Annotated in this window: 19 protein-coding genes; 12 read left to right on the top strand and 7 right to left on the bottom strand. The window is 35.0% G+C overall.

From position 1 onward, the window contains the following. Positions 1–17: 17 nt before the first annotated feature. The gene (locus WIW72_RS02480; protein WP_337701365.1) at positions 18–767 is read right to left on the bottom strand and encodes a hypothetical protein; all 750 of its coding nucleotides are present in this window, start codon (positions 765–767) and stop codon (positions 18–20) included. Between the two features lie 294 nt (positions 768–1,061). After that, the gene (locus tag WIW72_RS02475; protein WP_337701367.1) at positions 1,062–1,940 is read right to left on the bottom strand and encodes a pyridine nucleotide-disulfide oxidoreductase; all 879 of its coding nucleotides are present in this window, start codon (positions 1,938–1,940) and stop codon (positions 1,062–1,064) included. A gap of 48 nt (positions 1,941–1,988) precedes the next feature. Between WIW72_RS02475 and WIW72_RS02470 the strand changes: the two genes are divergently transcribed. The 10 genes from WIW72_RS02470 (at position 1,989) to WIW72_RS02425 (ending at position 14,036) form a co-directional block, all read left to right on the top strand. Continuing rightward, entirely contained in the window at positions 1,989–2,639 is a 651-nt protein-coding gene (locus WIW72_RS02470; protein WP_337701369.1) for a hypothetical protein, read from the top strand. A 254-nt stretch (positions 2,640–2,893) separates the two neighbouring features. After that, complete coding sequence (upsX, locus tag WIW72_RS02465; protein WP_337721221.1) at positions 2,894–4,915, top strand: protein UpsX; 2,022 nt, start codon at positions 2,894–2,896, stop codon at positions 4,913–4,915. A 26-nt stretch (positions 4,916–4,941) separates the two neighbouring features. Beyond that, the gene (locus WIW72_RS02460) at positions 4,942–6,354 is read left to right on the top strand and encodes a type II/IV secretion system ATPase subunit (protein WP_337701372.1); all 1,413 of its coding nucleotides are present in this window, start codon (positions 4,942–4,944) and stop codon (positions 6,352–6,354) included. Beyond that, complete coding sequence (gene upsF, locus WIW72_RS02455) at positions 6,335–7,810, top strand: membrane pilin protein UpsF (RefSeq protein ID WP_337701374.1); 1,476 nt, start codon at positions 6,335–6,337, stop codon at positions 7,808–7,810. Before WIW72_RS02460 ends, upsF begins: the two co-directional genes overlap by 20 nt. Before the next feature lie 29 nt (positions 7,811–7,839). Then, the gene (gene upsA / locus WIW72_RS02450; protein WP_337701375.1) at positions 7,840–8,271 is read left to right on the top strand and encodes a pilin subunit UpsA; all 432 of its coding nucleotides are present in this window, start codon (positions 7,840–7,842) and stop codon (positions 8,269–8,271) included. Between the two features lie 5 nt (positions 8,272–8,276). Continuing rightward, the gene (gene upsB, locus WIW72_RS02445) at positions 8,277–8,687 is read left to right on the top strand and encodes a pilin subunit UpsB (protein ID WP_337701377.1); all 411 of its coding nucleotides are present in this window, start codon (positions 8,277–8,279) and stop codon (positions 8,685–8,687) included. A 66-nt stretch (positions 8,688–8,753) separates the two neighbouring features. Then, positions 8,754–9,440 carry an endonuclease III domain-containing protein gene (locus WIW72_RS02440; RefSeq protein ID WP_337701378.1) on the top strand — a complete coding sequence of 229 codons (687 nt, stop codon included), beginning with the start codon at positions 8,754–8,756 and terminating at the stop codon, positions 9,438–9,440. After that, positions 9,391–9,990: a ParB N-terminal domain-containing protein gene (locus WIW72_RS02435; protein WP_337701380.1), complete on the top strand. Its 600-nt coding sequence runs from the start codon at positions 9,391–9,393 to the stop codon at positions 9,988–9,990. The genes WIW72_RS02440 and WIW72_RS02435 overlap by 50 nt, the downstream gene beginning before the upstream one ends. Continuing rightward, complete coding sequence (locus WIW72_RS02430) at positions 9,984–11,369, top strand: glycosyltransferase (RefSeq protein ID WP_337701382.1); 1,386 nt, start codon at positions 9,984–9,986, stop codon at positions 11,367–11,369. The genes WIW72_RS02435 and WIW72_RS02430 overlap by 7 nt, the downstream gene beginning before the upstream one ends. A 42-nt stretch (positions 11,370–11,411) precedes the next feature. After that, complete coding sequence (locus WIW72_RS02425) at positions 11,412–14,036, top strand: ATP-dependent helicase (protein ID WP_337701384.1); 2,625 nt, start codon at positions 11,412–11,414, stop codon at positions 14,034–14,036. On the opposite strand, the gene WIW72_RS02420 is transcribed toward WIW72_RS02425, so the two are convergent. The 3 genes from WIW72_RS02420 to WIW72_RS02410 are packed head-to-tail and all read right to left on the bottom strand — an operon-like array spanning position 13,947 to position 15,895. Further along, positions 13,947–14,276, bottom strand: coding sequence for a hypothetical protein (locus WIW72_RS02420; RefSeq protein WP_337701386.1), 330 nt, complete (start codon positions 14,274–14,276; stop codon positions 13,947–13,949). The genes WIW72_RS02425 and WIW72_RS02420 overlap by 90 nt on opposite strands. Further along, the gene (locus WIW72_RS02415; protein ID WP_337701388.1) at positions 14,269–15,171 is read right to left on the bottom strand and encodes a CBS domain-containing protein; all 903 of its coding nucleotides are present in this window, start codon (positions 15,169–15,171) and stop codon (positions 14,269–14,271) included. The genes WIW72_RS02420 and WIW72_RS02415 overlap by 8 nt, the downstream gene beginning before the upstream one ends. 37 nt (positions 15,172–15,208) lie before the next feature. Then, positions 15,209–15,895, bottom strand: a complete 687-nt coding sequence (locus tag WIW72_RS02410) for a DUF2192 domain-containing protein (protein ID WP_337701390.1) — start codon at positions 15,893–15,895, stop codon at positions 15,209–15,211. 53 nt (positions 15,896–15,948) lie between these two features. Between WIW72_RS02410 and WIW72_RS02405 the strand changes: the two genes are divergently transcribed. Next, positions 15,949–16,341, top strand: coding sequence for a hypothetical protein (locus tag WIW72_RS02405; protein WP_337701391.1), 393 nt, complete (start codon positions 15,949–15,951; stop codon positions 16,339–16,341). Here the strand turns inward: WIW72_RS02405 and WIW72_RS02400 are convergent. Further along, positions 16,328–16,654, bottom strand: a complete 327-nt coding sequence (locus WIW72_RS02400) for a helix-turn-helix domain-containing protein (protein ID WP_337701393.1) — start codon at positions 16,652–16,654, stop codon at positions 16,328–16,330. The genes WIW72_RS02405 and WIW72_RS02400 overlap by 14 nt on opposite strands. A 54-nt stretch (positions 16,655–16,708) precedes the next feature. On the opposite strand from WIW72_RS02400, the gene WIW72_RS02395 reads away from it, so the two are divergent. Beyond that, positions 16,709–17,575 (top strand): zinc-binding alcohol dehydrogenase family protein, encoded by an 867-nt coding sequence (locus WIW72_RS02395; RefSeq protein WP_337701395.1) that lies wholly within the window; start codon positions 16,709–16,711, stop codon positions 17,573–17,575. On the opposite strand, the gene WIW72_RS02390 is transcribed toward WIW72_RS02395, so the two are convergent. After that, positions 17,570–18,769: an aminotransferase-like domain-containing protein gene (locus WIW72_RS02390; RefSeq protein WP_337701397.1), complete on the bottom strand. Its 1,200-nt coding sequence runs from the start codon at positions 18,767–18,769 to the stop codon at positions 17,570–17,572. The two genes, WIW72_RS02395 and WIW72_RS02390, sit on opposite strands and share 6 nt — an antisense overlap. Positions 18,770–18,799: the final 30 nt, after the last annotated feature.

Here is an 18,799-nt window from a genome sequence, read left to right as displayed (position 1 = left end):
ATCTAGTTAATATGATTTTAGCATACAATATTAGAAGCTATTATATTTCCCCATAATAATGGAATCAAGTATTTAGTTTTAAATTTCTGTAATGATATGGAAATTTCAACGATATTATTCGACGCTTTAAGAGAAATTTTAGGTGCTTCAATACCGAAGTAAGAGAAAGAGTCATATAGTAAGTGTAAATCAATTCCATGCACAAGCCTACAAGAAAACACTCCTTCAAAAGTACCGTTGTTTAGATTATATGAAATGGAGTTACACACAGTATTTGAATTTCGCTCAACCATTTTCAGAAATAAATCCTTCATAACATAGGGGATTTCGTCAGCGTAAACCCCTTTAGGTGGGAAAAGCAATTTTACATTATCATTCTCTTCCTCTGTTTTTCTCACAAGCATGTTTATACTAAAGAATAGAAAAGTCAGATTACAAACTCTAATTCTACTTAACCTCATCTCACCTAAAGTAAAGTATTCATCAGAAACATCTTTGAATGCCTTGTAAAAATCAGCATCTCTAATTTGTTCAGTAAAATACGCCATTCCTTTTATTCCAATTAGTCCCTTTACTTTCTCGTCTTCTGAAATTGAAATAAAGTTAAAATTACCGTTTTTAATCTTTAATTTTTTAAAGGTCTTATCTACGGCTTTTTTCACAGTTAATGCGTAAGCGTTTTTACGTATGATTAGCCATTCTCCGAACTCATCTGTAACGTTCATCTTATTATCATCGTCTCTCTTTTTGAAAAACTTCGTTATCACATTTTCAAACCTCTTTTACCATAATTGACACACTGAGATTTAAACGTTAAATAATATTCTCTAATCGTAAATCAGGTATAATTAAGATTTTTAGCGGATATACGATATATATTTAGTACGGATTACTATATAGTTTTATAAAGATATGGGAATATATTAGGGTTATTAAGCATTATAAGAGGAAAACTAATTATACCCCATCTACTATATATTAGTTTAGGGTATCCAGGGACCTATAGATGAAGGTTAACTATATGACCCCCTGAACCCCCCATAGGTCCCTGGATACTTCACTTACAGATAATAAAGTATGCCCATTTTCCCCTTTCTATAGACATAATATTTTTCAATAAACCTTTTCATGAACGCCCTTAATCTCGACTTTTTTACACTTTCATAATTACCGCCCCATAGTTTGTCACTCCTAATATGGATTGCGTAATCGCCAGTATCAATTATGTTAATAAAGACTGGTTTGAAAGGCAAGTTTAAGTTTTTCCTAATCCTTTTTCCTACATATATACCAGTTCTCATTGCAAGTTCTCCTACCTTAGGAAAACCTTTGATTAGATCCCCTATTATATAAACACCTTTATATTGCAGAAACTCATTTACAGGAAAGAACTCAAAGGGATGTGGTGGTTTACAAGGTGGTAGTATATCTTCACAATTCTCCATGATCTTGATTTTTTTATTATTCATACTCTCTATTATTGCGTTACTTACTTTTTCTCCGAGGCTAGAAAGCATATTTCCGCAATAGCTCACGTCTTTGCCTATTTTTCTTAAATAGAAGGCTAATTGTATTGCTAAGTATTCTTCTTCATTCTCGATGCTCAAAGAGATTTTCTCCTTCTCGAGTAATTTTCTTATAAAGTTTATCTGTTCGTTTCTATCACAACCTACAGCTAATACTAAATTTTCTGCGTTTATTTCCGTTCCTTCTTTAGTCTTAATCCATTTTCCTTTAAGGTCAAAGTCTTTAATGGTTGTTTTTCTAACGAAACGGAGGTTCGAGGTATATCTGTTTTTTTCCAAATTTAGTAGATTTCTTAAATAAGCAGTATAGAAGATAAAATAATCTCTATCGCTTATAATTTCTGCTTCTCTTCCAAGAGTATAATATGTGTTTAAACCCGCATACCCCGCACCAACAATGGTTGTTTTCATCATTAATGATAAACTCAAATAATTAAAATAAAAAGTAGTTATAGTATTGTTGTGATAGTCAAAATAGCTTACGCGAGAGAAGCGGAGTTAAAGCCCCTAATTCCTCTGTTAAAAAACGAGATTGATACCAGAGGTTTTACATTTGAGTTGATTAAAGTAGATAGGGAAGACGAATTAAAATTCTATCTAGATAAGGTAGACTTAGCATATATCCCACTCCCAATTTTAAATTTCGCACAGAATTTGAGTATATTGAGTAATGGAAGTTATGTATCAACCGGATTGAGGCTTCAACTATTATCAAGCACTGCAAAAAGAGTTTTAGTACCTGGGAGTAACTCAACAGAGTTCTATCTAGTCAAAATGCTCTATAATAGTGGAATAACTCCAGTTATAAGCGGTGATTACGACGCTAAAGTAACTTACGATGCAGGAGATGTAGATTTATTAAATCTTTGGAATAATGTCTGTCAAAATTCTCCATTGATTCTGAAAGTTTTAGCAACTAAGAGACTCGATGAACAAATAATTCTACAGTTAAAAGTTCTGATAAGAGAATCAGCTTCCAAAATGGTTGAGAAAAATGAAGTAAGCATCTTTTCAAAGGAATTAGGATTAAAAGGTAGAAGTGCAATCGAGTGTTTCTTTAAATTGTGTAGAGAGAAAAATTTATGCTCTATTGTTTCTTACCGTTTAGTCTAAACTTTCTGGAGATTTTAACCATTTTTAGTAAGGCATACGGTGCGAATATGCCCTCTATAGGATATGAAAATCCCCAAGCATAAAAGAATAAACTAACCACCAATAGTCCTACAAGTAAGCTTATCTCTCTCATAAGATCTCTTAGCTTTCAATCATTAAAGTGTAAGCTAATATAATTCCTAATATTACGATAACCGTTCTTTCATAAGTATTTTCGACTATCTCTCATCCTACTTTAACCTTACTTGTGTATTATGATACCTATAGTGGAGCAGTCAATATCGTTAACATTACCTTCGGATATCAACGTGTGGATGTCCAGACATGAAGATAAAATAGTCCTACACTCAGATGCAGTCAAGTCTCCTTATATTGAGTTATATCCTACCTTTATAGAAAAAGGAGACTGGACTTTATGGAAAGATAATAAGGTGATAAAATTAGACGGGAATAGAAGGGAAATTATTAAGGAATATGACTCAAAATTACCTTTAGACGTTGTTTATATGAATGAAGAGATAATGCCAGTATATAAAGGTTTAAGAGGGATAGTATTTAATGGAGAAAAATACACTTCCTATTTTTCTAAATACGGTTTTAAAGTCTTTACAAATGACATCATAAAAATTATAACTCCTGAAGGCAAGGAGGTAGAGCTGGATAAACCCATTCATTACAGAATATTTAATGATTATGTATCAGTCGTTTATAGTGATTTCTCATTGACAATAGGAAGAGATGGAAGTATAAAGAAATATAAAAAGCCAGCAGTTTTCTTAGCAAGTACTTCGATTGGAGACATTTATCAAACTTTAAACGGCAGAATAATCTCTGATTCTCTTGATTATGACTTATTAGGTGTATGTTCTTCTGACGTTCATTTTCTAGGTGAGTCCTATAGCGGTATATTTATATCATGTGAGGGAAAAGTAAAGTATTTTTACAAGGGTGGATGGTCTTACTTAGGGCAGATATACAATAACCTCCAATCTTCTGATGTTAATAAATACTTAGTAGTATTAACGAATGGTATTACTGACGTATATTCATATGATTTAAAGAAAATATATTCACTTAAGAATATAAGAGCTTTAAAATTAATAGATTATAAGATAGTAGCTTTATCAAGAACTAATAGAATATATATAGTATCTCCTAATGAAGATGAAGGCCTTATAACCGTTCAAAGGGATACAATAGGCTATAAAATTGAAATAAGGGACGTGGTAAAAGGTGAGGTTATTTTAGGTCAAAAAGTTGTAGAGACAAGAAGAAATTATGAGAATAATAAACTAGTAATCCACGTAGAACCCTATCTTATGGATGGTAGTCAAGTTGAAGAGATAATTAAGGTAGTAAATGAAATCTATGAGTATGAGTATCCTATTAAGCTACGAAGCGAGAAACTAAAGCTTAGTATTAAGGATCTGAAATTAAATGTTGCACTACATAATGGGAAGTACGTTAAAGATGAATCGAGCAATGCAGTATTAAAGGGTACATTAGTGTTTGATATTCCAACTAATTTACGTAAGATGGTAAGTATAAGGGTCAGAAATAAAGAGATAAGTTACGAGCTTACTGAACTAACTGGAGAAATAAATTTTGAACTACCATTTTACAAAATAGATGACTCTGAAGAAGTAGTGCAGGTAAGAATTCATAGGGGAAGTAAAGTTGAAGAAGTTTATGAATTTACGGTAAAGCCGAAGTTTGTAGAAAAAAAGGGAATAAGAACCGTTTCTACATACGTAGAAGATTCTAAAAAGATAAGAGTTGAGAAAATAGTGAATGGAGATTTTATCTGGGAGAAAAGGGAGGAACATCCAGACTTTTACAATGTGTTAGTAATTGGAAAAGCAGGAGAATTCGTAAATATTGAGGGAAATAACGTACAAGTTACAAAAGGCAGGAAGGAAATAGAAATAAAGAAATCTAATATAAAGAGAAAATACATTATATATGGGTTCGAGAACCCAGTTAAGGTTGAAAGTGCCGAGATAGTGGGAGAGAACCTTTGCATTTATCTGAGGAAAAACTTGAATAACGTCGTAGTAGTCGGTAGGTATGGTACACAAATTACTGTAACAGACTCCGAAAAATTAACGTTTAAGTTAGAACCTACATATGATACGGTGTCTCTTCTAGTTAATTTGGGAGGAATACAATGGAATGAGGAGTATAAGCTACTTGATTTATTTAAGAAAGTTTTGTTCAAAGCAGTTAAAGAATCTCTAATGTTAAAAGAAGAGATCGAAAATTTCGGAGTACTCTGAGGCCATTTTTAAGTTTTTTTTGTTATATGAGCGAACAAGTTCTCGAAGAATATTATGTAGGTCCCGTGAAGGTAAACATTGTAAAGAAGTCGAGTCAATGTTTATACATTGTAGAAGAGCCTAAATTATCATCTTTTGAAGAGAAGGCTAAGGACAAGATTCTTTCAGAATTATACTACACTAAAGTGGATAATATTGAAGAAGAGATAGTAAAAAGATTACAAAGCTTTAAGTTTCCTGACGAATCAATTGAAAAGGTTCTTTACCACATAAAGAAATCCTTGCTTTACGGAGAACTTACTATTTTAATGCTTGACCCTAAGGTAGAGGAAATCGAATACAAGGGATATTTATACCCATTAACAGTAATTCATAGAGATCATTCAGAGTGTATTCGGCTATATACTAATATACATATTCAAACTGAGGAAGAGGCAATAAAAACTATAGAAAGGTTGGCAAATAAGGCTAACAAGAGCATAAATATAGCTAAACCCTTCCTAGAATTTTCCCTTCCAGAGGGACATAGAGTAGCTGCAACAATTTCAAAGGAGATTTCACTACCTGGCTCAACTTTTGATATTAGAAAGTTCCCTCTAAAACCACTAAGCATAGTAGAGATCATAAAGTCTGGAATGATTAACGAACTAACGGCTTCGTATTTGTGGTTACTCATAGAGTATAAACCCTTTATCATTATCCTTGGAGCTACTGGATCTGGTAAGACCACGCTACTAAACGCCTTATTGAATTTAATTAATCCAAATTATAAGATTCTCACTATTGAAGATACTCCGGAAATAAACATTAAGAATCAAAATTGGGTGAGATTTGTCTCAAGGGCTACACTCTCCGGTAATTTCGATATTACTATGATGGATTTAGCAAAGTTATCGCTGAGATATAGACCTGATTACTTGGTTATTGGAGAGGTTAGAGGTAAAGAAATTGAGGCGTTAGTCCATGCATCAGCGTCTGGTCACGGTTCTATCACTACATTTCACGGCTCTAGACCTACCGATGCAGTAATGAGAATCACGGACTTGTTGTCAAATGACCTAGCCAAGCTGTTTCTTCAGACAGTGTGGGCTTTTGTAGTAGTCGGAAATGTAAAAGAGGGAGGTAATAGTAGAAGATCAGTGCTCTCTATCTACGAAGTAGTTACTTCTAAGTCAAAAGTTGGATTTAAGAGGGTGATAGAATGGTCTTATATGAAAACAAGGTTTACTCCTACTACTGTAGAAGAGCTAATTAAGAAATCTTCTTTATTGAGAAAACTAAAGGAAACTTATAACGTGGATCTGCAAAGTGAATTGAATAGACGTGTAAAGTTTTTACAAGATTTACAGAACTCTAAAGTCATAGGCTTTGAAGAAGTTAGTCAAAAGGTTTTGGAATTCTATGATACGGGTGGTAAGGTTGAGATGGCTAGCATGTGAAATATTCGAGGAGAGAATTAAGAAAGACTTAGAGTATGTTGGAGGAGACTTCGAGCAAGCGTGTTTAGAATATAAGAAATTGATAAGAATTTTACCTATTCTCTTAGTGGCAATAACTATCGTGTCATTTCTTACAGTAAGATTAGTAGTGTTTAGTGAAATCGGTGTATTTTTAGTTGTCTACTTCTATCCCTTACTGTACAGCTGGTCTAAAAAGGAGGAGTATAAAAAGGAAGTAAACCAAGAGGCTCCTCTTATATCTATAATTGCATATGTAAATTCATTAATTGATAAAAATGTCCTTCAGACTATCGAAGAATTACTAAATGTAAGGGGCCTAAAGGTTCCCTCGGTAGAGTACCAGATGATTAAAAAGAGTAAAGAAGTGTTAAATGAGTCAAGTTACAAGGCGATTGAGAGGAGAGCTATTTTACACAAAGATGATTTACTAGGAAAAATATATTCTAAGTTTCTAATTGCAGCTGACCTCGGTATATCTATAAAGGACAGAATGAGGGAGTCTATGAGAGAAATTTTGCAGTCATATAGAGAAGAGTACAAGAATTATGTAGAGAGATCGGCGGAGCTCTCTGAAATGATATTTGCAGTTTATTTATTACTGCCAATTGTTCTAGTAGGCTTTCAATTTGCTTTCAAGGTAAATATCTTACAATTACTATTCCCATTGATATTTACACCTGCGTTCATATTTCTCACATCAGCAATACAGCCTGTAGGAGACTATCAAATTAAGGCTAGCTATAAATATATTTTGCCTCTGCCAGCCCTGATTTTAATTACTTTAACGCCTTTGAATTTGATTATAAAATTCGTTGCAATTATAACTATCTTGTCGATTCCTCTGTTATACATTTATCGGCAAATCCTTGTTGCAAACTACCTACTCTCTCAACTACCAGATATTTTAAATCAAGTTTCGGATTACATGAAAATCGGTTACAGTGTTGTTACTTCGTTGACCAAGGTAAGAGCTAAAAAAGGCCTCGGTTATAAAATTCTTGAGGATATAATTAGAAAGGTTTCTGTAGATAACGAGATTCCCGAAGTGAGTACGTCATCTAAGCTGTTTAATAACGTGATGAATACGTTGAAGATATTGAGTAAATCTGGTTTGACCAGTGTAGGTCTGGAAGAACTTTCGGATTTGGTTAACGATATAATTATAATGAGAAATAGTATGCTGAGACAATTAAGGTTATTTGATGCTATGTTATTCTTAACACCTATTATGTTGTGGTTGACATTTTCCATGCTAGGGAATGTATTTAGTAACAGTAAGAACGTGGAATTACAAGATCTAGTGATATTCTTCTACAGTTTAGCTAACGGTCTAATATTCTCAAAAATCTCTAGATTTGTTACATTTTACTTACCGGCAGTTATTACTCCGCTAGTAATAGCAACAATACTTTCGGCTTTCCCTCATGGTATTTAAAAGATAGATATTTTATGAGGGATTAGAAGATGCAACATAAGAGTAAAAAAGGTATTTCATCCATATTAGGTACAGTAATAGTACTTGCTATAACTATAGCATTAGGTGCTCTACTGTATGCATATAGTCAAGGCATGTTCGGTAATTTGACCCAAAACGTTAACGTGAACGCTCAAGCACAAATAATAATAAATCCGTCTACATCTCAAGCCTATTTACAATTAACATTGGTTAATGACGGTAATGTTAACGTAAATATAACTTCAGTATATGTTAACGGTCAACCTGTGTCTAACTTCAATCTTACCAGCATATTGCCAGGACAGACTTACCAGCACGTCTACCTTCTTAAAGGAGTATACAATGCTGGGCAATACTACACCGTAATAATATACGGAACTACTGGTGTAGGGAAACAATTTAGTGTAGCACTAAATGTTCTGGCATCTGAAACTACGTGATATATATGAAGGCGATATCCTCTATTTTTTCTTCTCTAATAGTTACATTAATCACCATCTCTCTAGCAGTCCCTCTGTTTGTATATTTTAGTAATCTTTATAACAATACGCAGAGTCAAGTTAGCTCGTCGTATAATGCTCTACAAAACGCCATAGATACTCAGATAACTTTGATCAGAGTCTCAAATAATTTGTCTGGGATTTTCGTTTATAATTACGGTCAGTATAATATTACAATAAGCGAGATAATTATATATAATGTAACATATAATATTAACAATTTCGTGGTGAAGCCACTACAAATTGTATCAATATATAACATATTAAATGCGAGCGGTTATCATGTGAACATAGTAGTTTCTAAAGACACTACTATAGTGTTACTAGCTAACGGGAATTATTACTACTTTACTTAATTTTACGTTAACTTCTAATCTTTTTTACATAATTTATTAATGTAGAGTAAAATAAGTCCTATTAGGATGTGTACGGTTGCTCAAATTTATGAACTGCTAAGAAAAGCATATAAGGAGTTGAATGAGGAAGAATTCATAGCTTACTATGTTTGTAAAAGATCTGGTGATATTTTTAAAACTCTAATAGCTACAATTCTATCTCAGAACTCTACTGATAAGTCAGCTATGATTGCGTACAAAAACTTAGAAGAAAAAATAGGTATAGAGCCGAAATTATTGCTAAACGCAAAGATGGAAGATATAATAAGTGCTATAAGAATATGCGGTCTTTCTAACTCTAAGGCAAGATATATAAGAAACGCAGCTAAGGCATTTCTAGAGTATAAACTCGAGTTTAAGGACTGTAATACTTTTAGAAACTTTTTACTTAGTATAGAGGGAATTGGTTATAAGACTGCAGATGTCGTAATGGTTACATGTCTTAAGTGCAAAGCGTTCCCGGTTGATACTCATATAAAAAGAGTGATTACCAGGTTGGGAATTTTAGGCAAGTCACCAAGTTATAAAGATATATCGAATTACTTCTTGGGTTTCTTAGAATCAGAAGATCTTCTTAATTTACATCATTTATTAATTCACCACGGTAGAAGGACTTGCAAAGCAAGAAAACCTTTATGCAACTCATGTGTATTGAAAAATTGTTGTGAGTTTTACACTGGAATGGCTAAACCCTCTAGACCTCAAGCCACATGAGGATGTGATAGAAAGTATAGTCATTGAGAATATAAATATGTTAAAGAGATTTTGTAAAGTTGTTCCTATAGTGGTAGATAGAAGCTCTCTTACGATATTAGACGGGCATCATAGACATCAAGCGGCTGTTATACTAGGCTTAGATAAAATACCAGTAGTTCTTGTAGATTATCGTAGCGAAGATATAAAAATAGAAAACTGGTATCTTAGAGTAGAGAATGAAAACACGTTTAATCTTTTCGTTAACTCCTATCTACTGGCTTCTTTCGATCAGAGAAAAAGATATTGTGCAACAATAAAAGGTGTTAGGATTATATGTGATGAGAGTATATTTCGCCTTTATTGGAAAATTGAATACTTAAAGCAAAAATTTGAAAAGTTAGGATTAAAAGCCGTTAAAGTAACTGAACCTGATGGGATTGCATTACCACCTATAGATAAAGAGACGGTTATTAAGTTAGCTTCTATGGGCCTTAGGTTCCCCCCTAAATCCACTAGGCATGTCTATAAATTTTTTATACCGAGAGAAGAACTATCTCTAAAATGCTAATACTAGTATTACAACTCTTATTGTTCCTCTATCCTTCACTCTTCGTATTGTATCAACTAATACTTTATTATCGCTCTAAGAAAGTTCTCGTTTTAAGTCCAGATTTAAAAGAGACAAATTTACCCTTCCTTTCTATAATCGTCCCTACTAAAGGCGAGTCATTAGACGTGATTCAAGGGTTAATAGATAACATAAATACATTAATATGGGACAAGCAAAAGCTTGAGGTAATCATAGTTTCAGATGATGATGAACAATACTTTTCTACCCTTAAGGGCACCTTAAAAATCCCTAAATACCTTAACGTTAGGTTGTTCAGGAGGGAAAAAAGACTGGGTTTCAAGAGCGGTGCACTATCTTATGGGTTTGAAATGGCGAGAGGAAACCTAATTCTGACCATAGACGTAGACTCAAGACTTCCTCGTGACGCCTTAATTAAGGCTTACGCTAAAATGATTGAGAGTAATTGCGATGCTGTCGTTTTTGAATGGAATGGATATACAAATAATATGTATTCTAACTTAGCTAAAGGATTAGTCGCTACAACAGTATTAGCAAGCAGAGCTTTGTTCAGAGGTAAAGAGAGCATAGGTTTAAGACCATTCCCAGTAGGGAGCGGAACTATATTTAAAAGAGAAGTGTTAGAAAAACTTCACGGATGGGATTACAGTCTAATACAAGACGATCTTGAAATAGGTGCTAGAATGGCACACATAGGGAAAAGAGTATGCTCTTCTGGAGTGCCGATATATATAGAGGTTCCTGATAACTTATACGGGTTTTATGTCCAACAAACCAGATGGGCATTAGGTACAGGTGAGGTATTGAGAAACAGGGTAAAATACATCTTAAGCTCACCCTATAGTTTATCTCAAAAGATGGACATGGTATTTCACCTTTTACAATATACTCCAATAATAATTACTTTCATTTTAGCGACACTGGTCGCTGTTCTCGCTCCTTTTAAGTTCGGAGATATTTTGAGGACTCCTCTGTTCTTGCTCTGGATGGCAATTTTGGTTCTGTATGCGATAACCCTCTTTATATTGGCATTAAGGTTGGGGTTGGGGTTCAAGAATAGTTTAATGGCTATTGGAGCCCTCTCTGCACTTACAGTAGCAATATCTCCCTTCATTACTATAAGCTTTTTCAAAGGTATTCTATCTAAAGATAAAGTTTACGTAGTTACCCCTAAAGGCAATGTGAAAGTTTCTTTCGAATCTAAGGTTAGAAGAATAAACGCCGTAATTGCGGTCTTTGGGCTGATGTATTTTACAGCTTCGATAATATACTTCCTTCACTCTTATATCATTACTGGTCTTTGGTTATTGTACTACTCCTCAGGTTACTTATATACGGTGTTTGGTTACAATAAATAATACAACAATCTCTTTTAAACTGATGTTACTTAATACATTAACATGGAAGTTCAAGCTTTTAACTTTATTTCTGATGAAGAGATATATAAACTCCTTACTCCTCAAGTAGCAAAATGGTTTAAGGAAAAGTATAAGACTTTTACACCACCACAGAGGGGAGCAATTCCCTTAATAAAAGCCGGTAAAAATGTGCTTGTCTCTAGTCCGACTGGTAGCGGAAAAACCTTGGCAGCTTTTCTCGGTATTTTAGATACCTTGATCAAAATGGGTTATGAAGGTAATCTAGAGAATATGATTTACGCCATTTACATTTCCCCGTTAAGAGCGTTAAATAATGATATGCAGAGAAACCTACTTGAACCTTTGTCGGAACTCAGCTCTCTATATCCAGACTTACCTAAGATAAAAGTGAGTATTAGAACGAGCGACACTACGTCGTACCAAAAGCAAAAGATGCTTAGGGACCCTCCCCACATACTGATAACTACCCCCGAATCTTTCGGGATATCTTTAGTTTCCCCTAAATTCAGAGATAAACTCGCTAATGTAAGGTGGGTAATAATTGACGAGATTCATGAGCTCGCTAACAGTAAAAGAGGAGCGTATTTATCTGGACTTTTAGAACTATATCAGAATTTGGTAGCTAAAAACGAGATAGTTAGGATCGGATTAAGTGCTACTGTATCTCCATTGGAAGAAGTAGCAAAATTTCTGGTAGGACGTAACAGAAGCTTTGAAATAATCGATGCTAGATTTGTTAAGCCAATAGACATCAAAGTTGTTTCGCCAGTAAGGGACTTAGTTCACGCGTCGGAAGAGGAGGTTAGTAAGGGGATTTATGATTTCTTGATCTCCGAAATTAAGAAATATAAGACAACTTTAGTATTTACAAACACTAGAAGTGCTGCCGAAAGAGTCTCTTACAAGCTTAGAAAATTATTTGAGGAGGAGAAGATATTTGACTCTGACTTAGTAGCTGCTCATCATAGTAGTTTGAGTAGAGATGTGAGGCTTGATGTGGAGGAGAAGCTTAAAGAAGGAAAGTTAAAAGTCGTAGTTTCTTCCACCAGTCTAGAACTCGGTATAGATATCGGATACATTGATCTAGTCATACTCTTAAGCAGCCCTAAGAGTGTAAGCCGATTATTGCAAAGGATAGGGAGAGCGGGTCATCATATCAGAAATGTGAGCAGGGGAAGAATAGTTGTTGTAGATAGGGATGATCTAGTAGAATGCACGATTTTGGCACAACTAGCAAGGCAGAGAAAAATAGACAGTATTCACATACCATCCTCACCTTTAGACGTTTTAGCCCAATTAATAGTAGCATCGTCCTTAATTTCCCCTGTTTCAATTGATAAACTATTTGAGATCATCACTAACTCTTATAACTATTCTAACCTTTCAAAGAAGCAGTTCTTGAGCGTAGTTAATTATTTAGCTGGTGGTTACGAACTGGAAGATAAAAGAGTTTATGCGAAAATCAGGCTAAAAGATAATGTAATTTACCCTAAAAGCGGAGCTAGAATGATATTCTTCCTCAATAGCGGTACAATCCCCGATGAGGCTATGATTCCGGTCAAGACAGAAGAAGGAAAATACGTAGGAAACCTCGAAGAAGAGTTCGTAGAAATTCTTACTCCCGGAGATATATTCGTCCTTGCCGGAAAGACGTACGAATTTATTAGAAGTGAGAATAACGTAATTATCGTGAGGGATGCAGAGGGACAAAGACCCACTGTTCCTAGTTGGTTTTCGGAGATGTTACCATTAGCTTATGACTCAGCACTTGAAATAGGAAAGTTCAGAGGTATGGTTGCCGAGTATATCTCTCATGGCGCTAACGCGAGAGATGTTATAGAAAAGATTGCAAAAGAATATGAGTTATCGAAATCCGGAGCTAAGTCTATTTACACGTATATATACGAGCAATATATGTTCGCTGGTGTTGTACCGACGGATAAGCTAATTGTGATAGAAATTTATGATGATGAAGAGGGAAGAAGGAACTTTATCTTTCATGCCCTCTATGGAAGGAGAACCTTAGATGCTTTATCTAGAGCTGTAGCTTACGTTATGAGTAACGACCTAAAAACTGACTTAAGAATAGCAGTTACAGATAACGGATTTATAATTACGCTACCGAACATAGTTGACTATGATATAGGTTCAGTCTTAGCTAGGCTTAACCCTGATGAAATGTATGATATACTAAGTAGAGTAATAATGAGGACTGAGATGCTGAAGCGTAGGTTTAGACATTGTGCTGAAAGATCGTTTATGTTACTAAAGCGCTATAAAGGTAGGGAGACGAATATTGATCGTAGGCAATTAAACTCGGAGGTTCTGCTTGGAGTTGTAAAAGAGTTGGAAGATTTTCCTGTCCTCAAGGAGACCATAAGGGAAATTTTAGAGGATTACATGGATATAAAAAGAGCGATAGAGATAGTAAGCAAAGTAAGAAGTGGTGAAATTATGGTTAAAGTAGTAGGCCCGTTCAATATTCCGAGTCCATTCGCTCATAATATATTGCTGAAAGAGTACTCTGATGTAGTATTAGCAGAAGATAAGAGAGAATTATTGAAGAAGCTTCATGAGAAGGTTGTGGAGTTCCTTAGGAATAAGGGAATTGACGTCAATCTCCAGTATACCGAGAGCAGTGAATAAGTATGCTTTTACACATTTTTTGCTACAAATAATCCATGGCACTTCCCATAAGCTCATGTATTGTAAGTCAGATAAGGAAGGTTCACAAGAGTCTTTGTGCGTATGAACTATTGCTTTTATCTCATTTGTGTATTTATAGAACTCCTCAGGATCTACTTGAAACCTATCATCTCCTTCGGCTATATTCTTCAGCTCTATTAGCTTATTATTCCTTGTAACGATTGCAATTCTTTCATGCATTTACTAACTCTTCCAATCCAGCAATAGTCTTAAGAATATCTGTTCTAGTTACTATTCCTACTACCTTTTGATTTCTAGATAGTACTAGAAGCCTACCCACGTTATATATTAGCATTTTTCTTATGGCTGTCATTATGTCGTCCTCATCCCCTATACTAATCACGTTAGTCTTCATATAATCACTAACTTTCGCCTCATAGTTTCCTTCAAAGAACGCCTTTATTATGTCTGCTGTAGTAAGTATCCCTAAGGTTTTTTCGTTCTCATCTAAAACCGGAGCCCCTCTTATTCCTTCTTTATAAAGTATTTGTGATGCCTCCTTGAGAGTCATGCTAGGTTTTAGAGCGATTAATTTTCTAGAAATTATATTCTTGACTTGAACCTTCGGAATACTAATCATTCTTGTAACATCTAGGATCAATTCCTTCCTTGAATCATCAATATGTATTACAACACCCTCTATTACGAGCCTGCTATAAGGTACCGGACCTACTTTTACGGTATCACCTACCTTTATCTTCTTTAGTTCACCGCTAACCCTTAATAGAACTTTATTCCCAGAAGGATTAGTAATATCAAGAATCTCTATATTACTTATCTTTATATCAGTTTCAAAACCATCTTTGTATAGACTTAACTGATCCAGAATAGGTGTTATTATAGGGTTCTTTATTGTTTCATAAGCCTTGAGTGTTGGTACATATCCACCATTAGGCCCGGGCTTCGATTCAATTAATCCGAGAACTTTTAAGCTAAGTATTATGTTTCTTACGGTCCCTTCATCCTTTCCTATAACGTCTGCTACTTCCTTACTTTTTATCATTCTTTTATTCTTATTGTATAAGTCTACTAGAGCTAGAAGTATCTCCCTTTGCGTAGATGATAAATTTTGCATCAATAATTATAATCTAATTATAAATTTAAAAATCATTTCATGAGCCGATAATTTTCTTTATAGTTTTAGGACTAACAGTAAACACTTTTTCTGCTATCATTGCTATATATTCTGGCTTTGGAAGAGGGTACTTTATACCTATGTTTATAGCTATAGCTCTCTTTTGGGCTTCTAGACTCAACTTGTCTCTAATGCTCCTAGTTGCTATTCCCTCGGCTATCTTAAATGCCGTATAAAATCTTGCAAAACTGATCGCTGTGTGCTGGATTTCATCAACGTTAACTGAGCTTAGAATACGTAATGCATCATATAGTGCCTGCTCGGGTTTGAAGGAGAATATACCTTCTATAAAAATAAGCCTTAAGGTTTTAGCAAGGCTTGATTTATCCTTATCCAGCATCTCGTAGGCTTCTAAAGGTTTATTCTCTATAATAAGCTGTGCTGCATTATCGAACTTTATTTCTGAGGGAAAGACCCTATCGAATAATTCTCGATATTCATTAAGTAAACCCAATCCGTCCTTTCCCACTACGTAAAGGCTGATTAGCTCTTTCTCGTATAATTCATCGGCTTTGAAACCTCTGATCGGTTTTATGTGTTTTTCCTCATAAGACTTTTCAAGTATTTTGAGAACTTGTTCTCTTGTAACGTTAGTGTTCTCCAGTATTTTTCCCCAAATATCGGTCAGAACCTTGACCCTCTCTTTGTATAATTCCTTAACCATGGAATTGTATTTGGCAATTTCCCTTAAAAAGGTATCAAGTAGAGGATCTAAACATGAGCATAACAAATGAAGATACTTTAAAAAATAACGTAGTATTAATTTCTGCATCAGATCTTGAAGAGGAGATAAAGGAGTTAAGGGAAAAAATAAAGAACTTAAACGATTCTACTAGTCAAGAGTTTAATAACGTCAAGTCACAGTTGGATAGACTCTTTACAATTACTAGCTGGTTAAATATAGCCAGGTCTCAAGGTCTGTGGAAAGCGAAAACTTGCAGACATGTTTTTAATGATACTTGTAACGCATGGAGCATAAGTGAACCTGAAAAATTAGGGATTCCTCAAGATGCAATAGTGGTTCTAGAGAATGGTAGTAAAAAAGTTGTGGTGGCAAAGTTTTCCGACATTTGTATAACATGTCCTCTATATGAGCCTAAGAGAACATAGCTGAGTTTATGATCTTTTTGATCTTAAGTATTTTTCTACCCATTACATTAGTCTCCTCTACAAACTCCTCTAAACTCTCCAATAAGTCGTCGAGAATGATATCTATGATCTCTCTCTTCTCTCGTTCAGTAGCTATCTTAAAAGCCTTCTCAATGGTTTCATCGCTAGGGTGGGTCGTATTGTTCAAAAACTTCGTTATTGCTGCTGGAGATAAACCCAGTTCTTCAGCTAGCTCCTTTTTGCTTCTTTTCTGTAGTAGAAGTTCAATAATCCTAGTCCTAGCCTCTTTGCTGAGATTATGGATTATGCGCATTTAAACCCATTATCAGTCGAAAATTTAATAAGTGAAATACATTATTTGTTACGAATGAAGGCAATAGTATTCGATTTAGGTATTACGATGAAAGACGTTGTAGAAAGACCTATAAATAAGGATTATGTAATGGTATCACCTTCTCTAGTGCTACTAACAGGAATAGAGAATGCTGTATACACGGGCTTTCTTTGGGTAGAACCAAAGAGAATTCTGGGTAGTACCGGCATAGTTAAAGTAAGAAATGCAGGGATTGAGGTCGATAAAAACATTGAGGGTAAAAAAGCCATAGTTCTCCCTTACTCTAAAAAGTATGGAGGTATCGGAACAGAAATAGATGGAATCTTAGCTGAGAACGCTGTAGTACCCAGCGATAGTTTAGTAATCTTGCCGAACGATTATGACGTTAAGTATATTCTATATCCATTTGTAAGTATAGGTTTACAACTGAGAAAGATAGTGAGAGGGTTTAACGTGTTAATAATAGGTGGTGGTCTCGTTTCATATATATCAGCATTAACGTTAGTAGGTTATGCAAATAGAATATATCTATATAACGACGAGGGATATAAAGTCAGACTATACGGGGTAGAGGAGGTTAAAGATGGTGGTAACTGGGATATAGTATTCGCTGGTAGTATGAGGAGCTGGATAAGAATACTTTTACAACTTGGTTCTAAGGAAGGTGATATCTTAGCCCTTCCGAGATTCCTTAACAGTTGGCCATCGATAATACCTACAAGGCTAAATGTGAAATTTATTGAACCAATAAAAATGGACGGGGTCTTCGACTATATCGAAGATGAGATAAGTGATAAATTGTTCAATGAGTTAATAGTTTCATCTGATTCTCTTGAGGCTTCGATACCTACACCAAAACCTGGGGTTATACTTAACGCAGAAAAAATTTTCATGTCATAAATAAGAAGAAATAGTTTGTCCTAAGATCTTTATCCCTTGTTCTAATTCTTCAGGGCTTGGATAGCTGAAGTTTAGTCTCATGGTATTTCTTCCGCTATAGTCATAATAAAAGCTAGAACCAGGTACGTAAGCAACTCCTCTTTTCATAGCCTCATCGAGCATTTTAACCGTGTCTATCTTCTCGGGAAGCCATGTAAATACGAACATCCCTCCTACCGGTCTACTCCATCTAGCTGTCTTAGGGAAATACTTTTCTATAGCACTTAACATTACATCCCTTTTCTTACGATAAGTCTCCTTTATCTTGGGTATTTGTCTGTCTATAACTCCTCTCCTAATAGCTTCCATCGCTATCATTTGGGTGAAAGTAGGAGTGTGAAGATCCACATTTTGCTTATATAACTCCAACTCATGAGTAAATTCTTCAGACGCCACTATCCATCCCAGCCTTAATCCCGGTGCTAAGATTTTGCTGAAAGTGCCAGTGTAAATAACTCTACCCGATTTGTCTAAAGCTTTAATAGGTGCAGGACTTTCTCCTTCAAAGACTAAGAATCCATAGGCATCATCTTCCACTACTAGGAAGTCGTATTTCTCAGCTATTTCCAACAACCTTTTTCTGTCCTCTAAACTCATCGTAGTTCCAGCAGGATTTTGGGCTGTTGGAATTACGTACATCAACTTTGGCTTCTTACCGTTAGATATACTCTCCTTAACCTTCCTCTCCAGTTCGTCGATGTCAGGACCTTTCTCCGTAACCTTAACTCCTATGAAATTGGGCTTCCTTGCCCTTAGAATATTTAGTGCAGCTAAATAGGTTGGCATTTCTACGATTACCGTATCCCTTGGATCAACGAGTAAATTAAAGATCATAAATAAAGCTTCTTGACTTCCTACGGTAACAAATATATTGTTCTCATTTATCCCAGTAATCCCCCTTCTCGCAGATAGGTTTACTAATTCCTTTCTGAAATCAACTATTCCGGAAGTAGTAGAATACTGTAGTGCTCTCTCAGGACTCTTCTTAAGTATATCTGATGTAATCTTTTCTATTTCTTCAGCGGGAAAAGTAGAAGGGTCTGGTAAACCACCGGCTAAGCTGATGACTTTTTTTCCTTCAGTTAATTTAAGCAGATCTCTTATTTCGGAGCTCCTTAGCATCTCAGTGTCTTTAGATAGGTAACGTTCAAACATTTAACAGTTCACGCACAAAATAATTAATCT

The organism is Stygiolobus sp. CP859M, assembly GCF_037389975.1.
Classification (GTDB): Archaea; Thermoproteota; Thermoprotei_A; order Sulfolobales; family Sulfolobaceae; genus Stygiolobus.
Note: the sequence above shows the minus strand (reverse complement) of the source record. Positions and strands in the feature narration are given on the sequence as shown.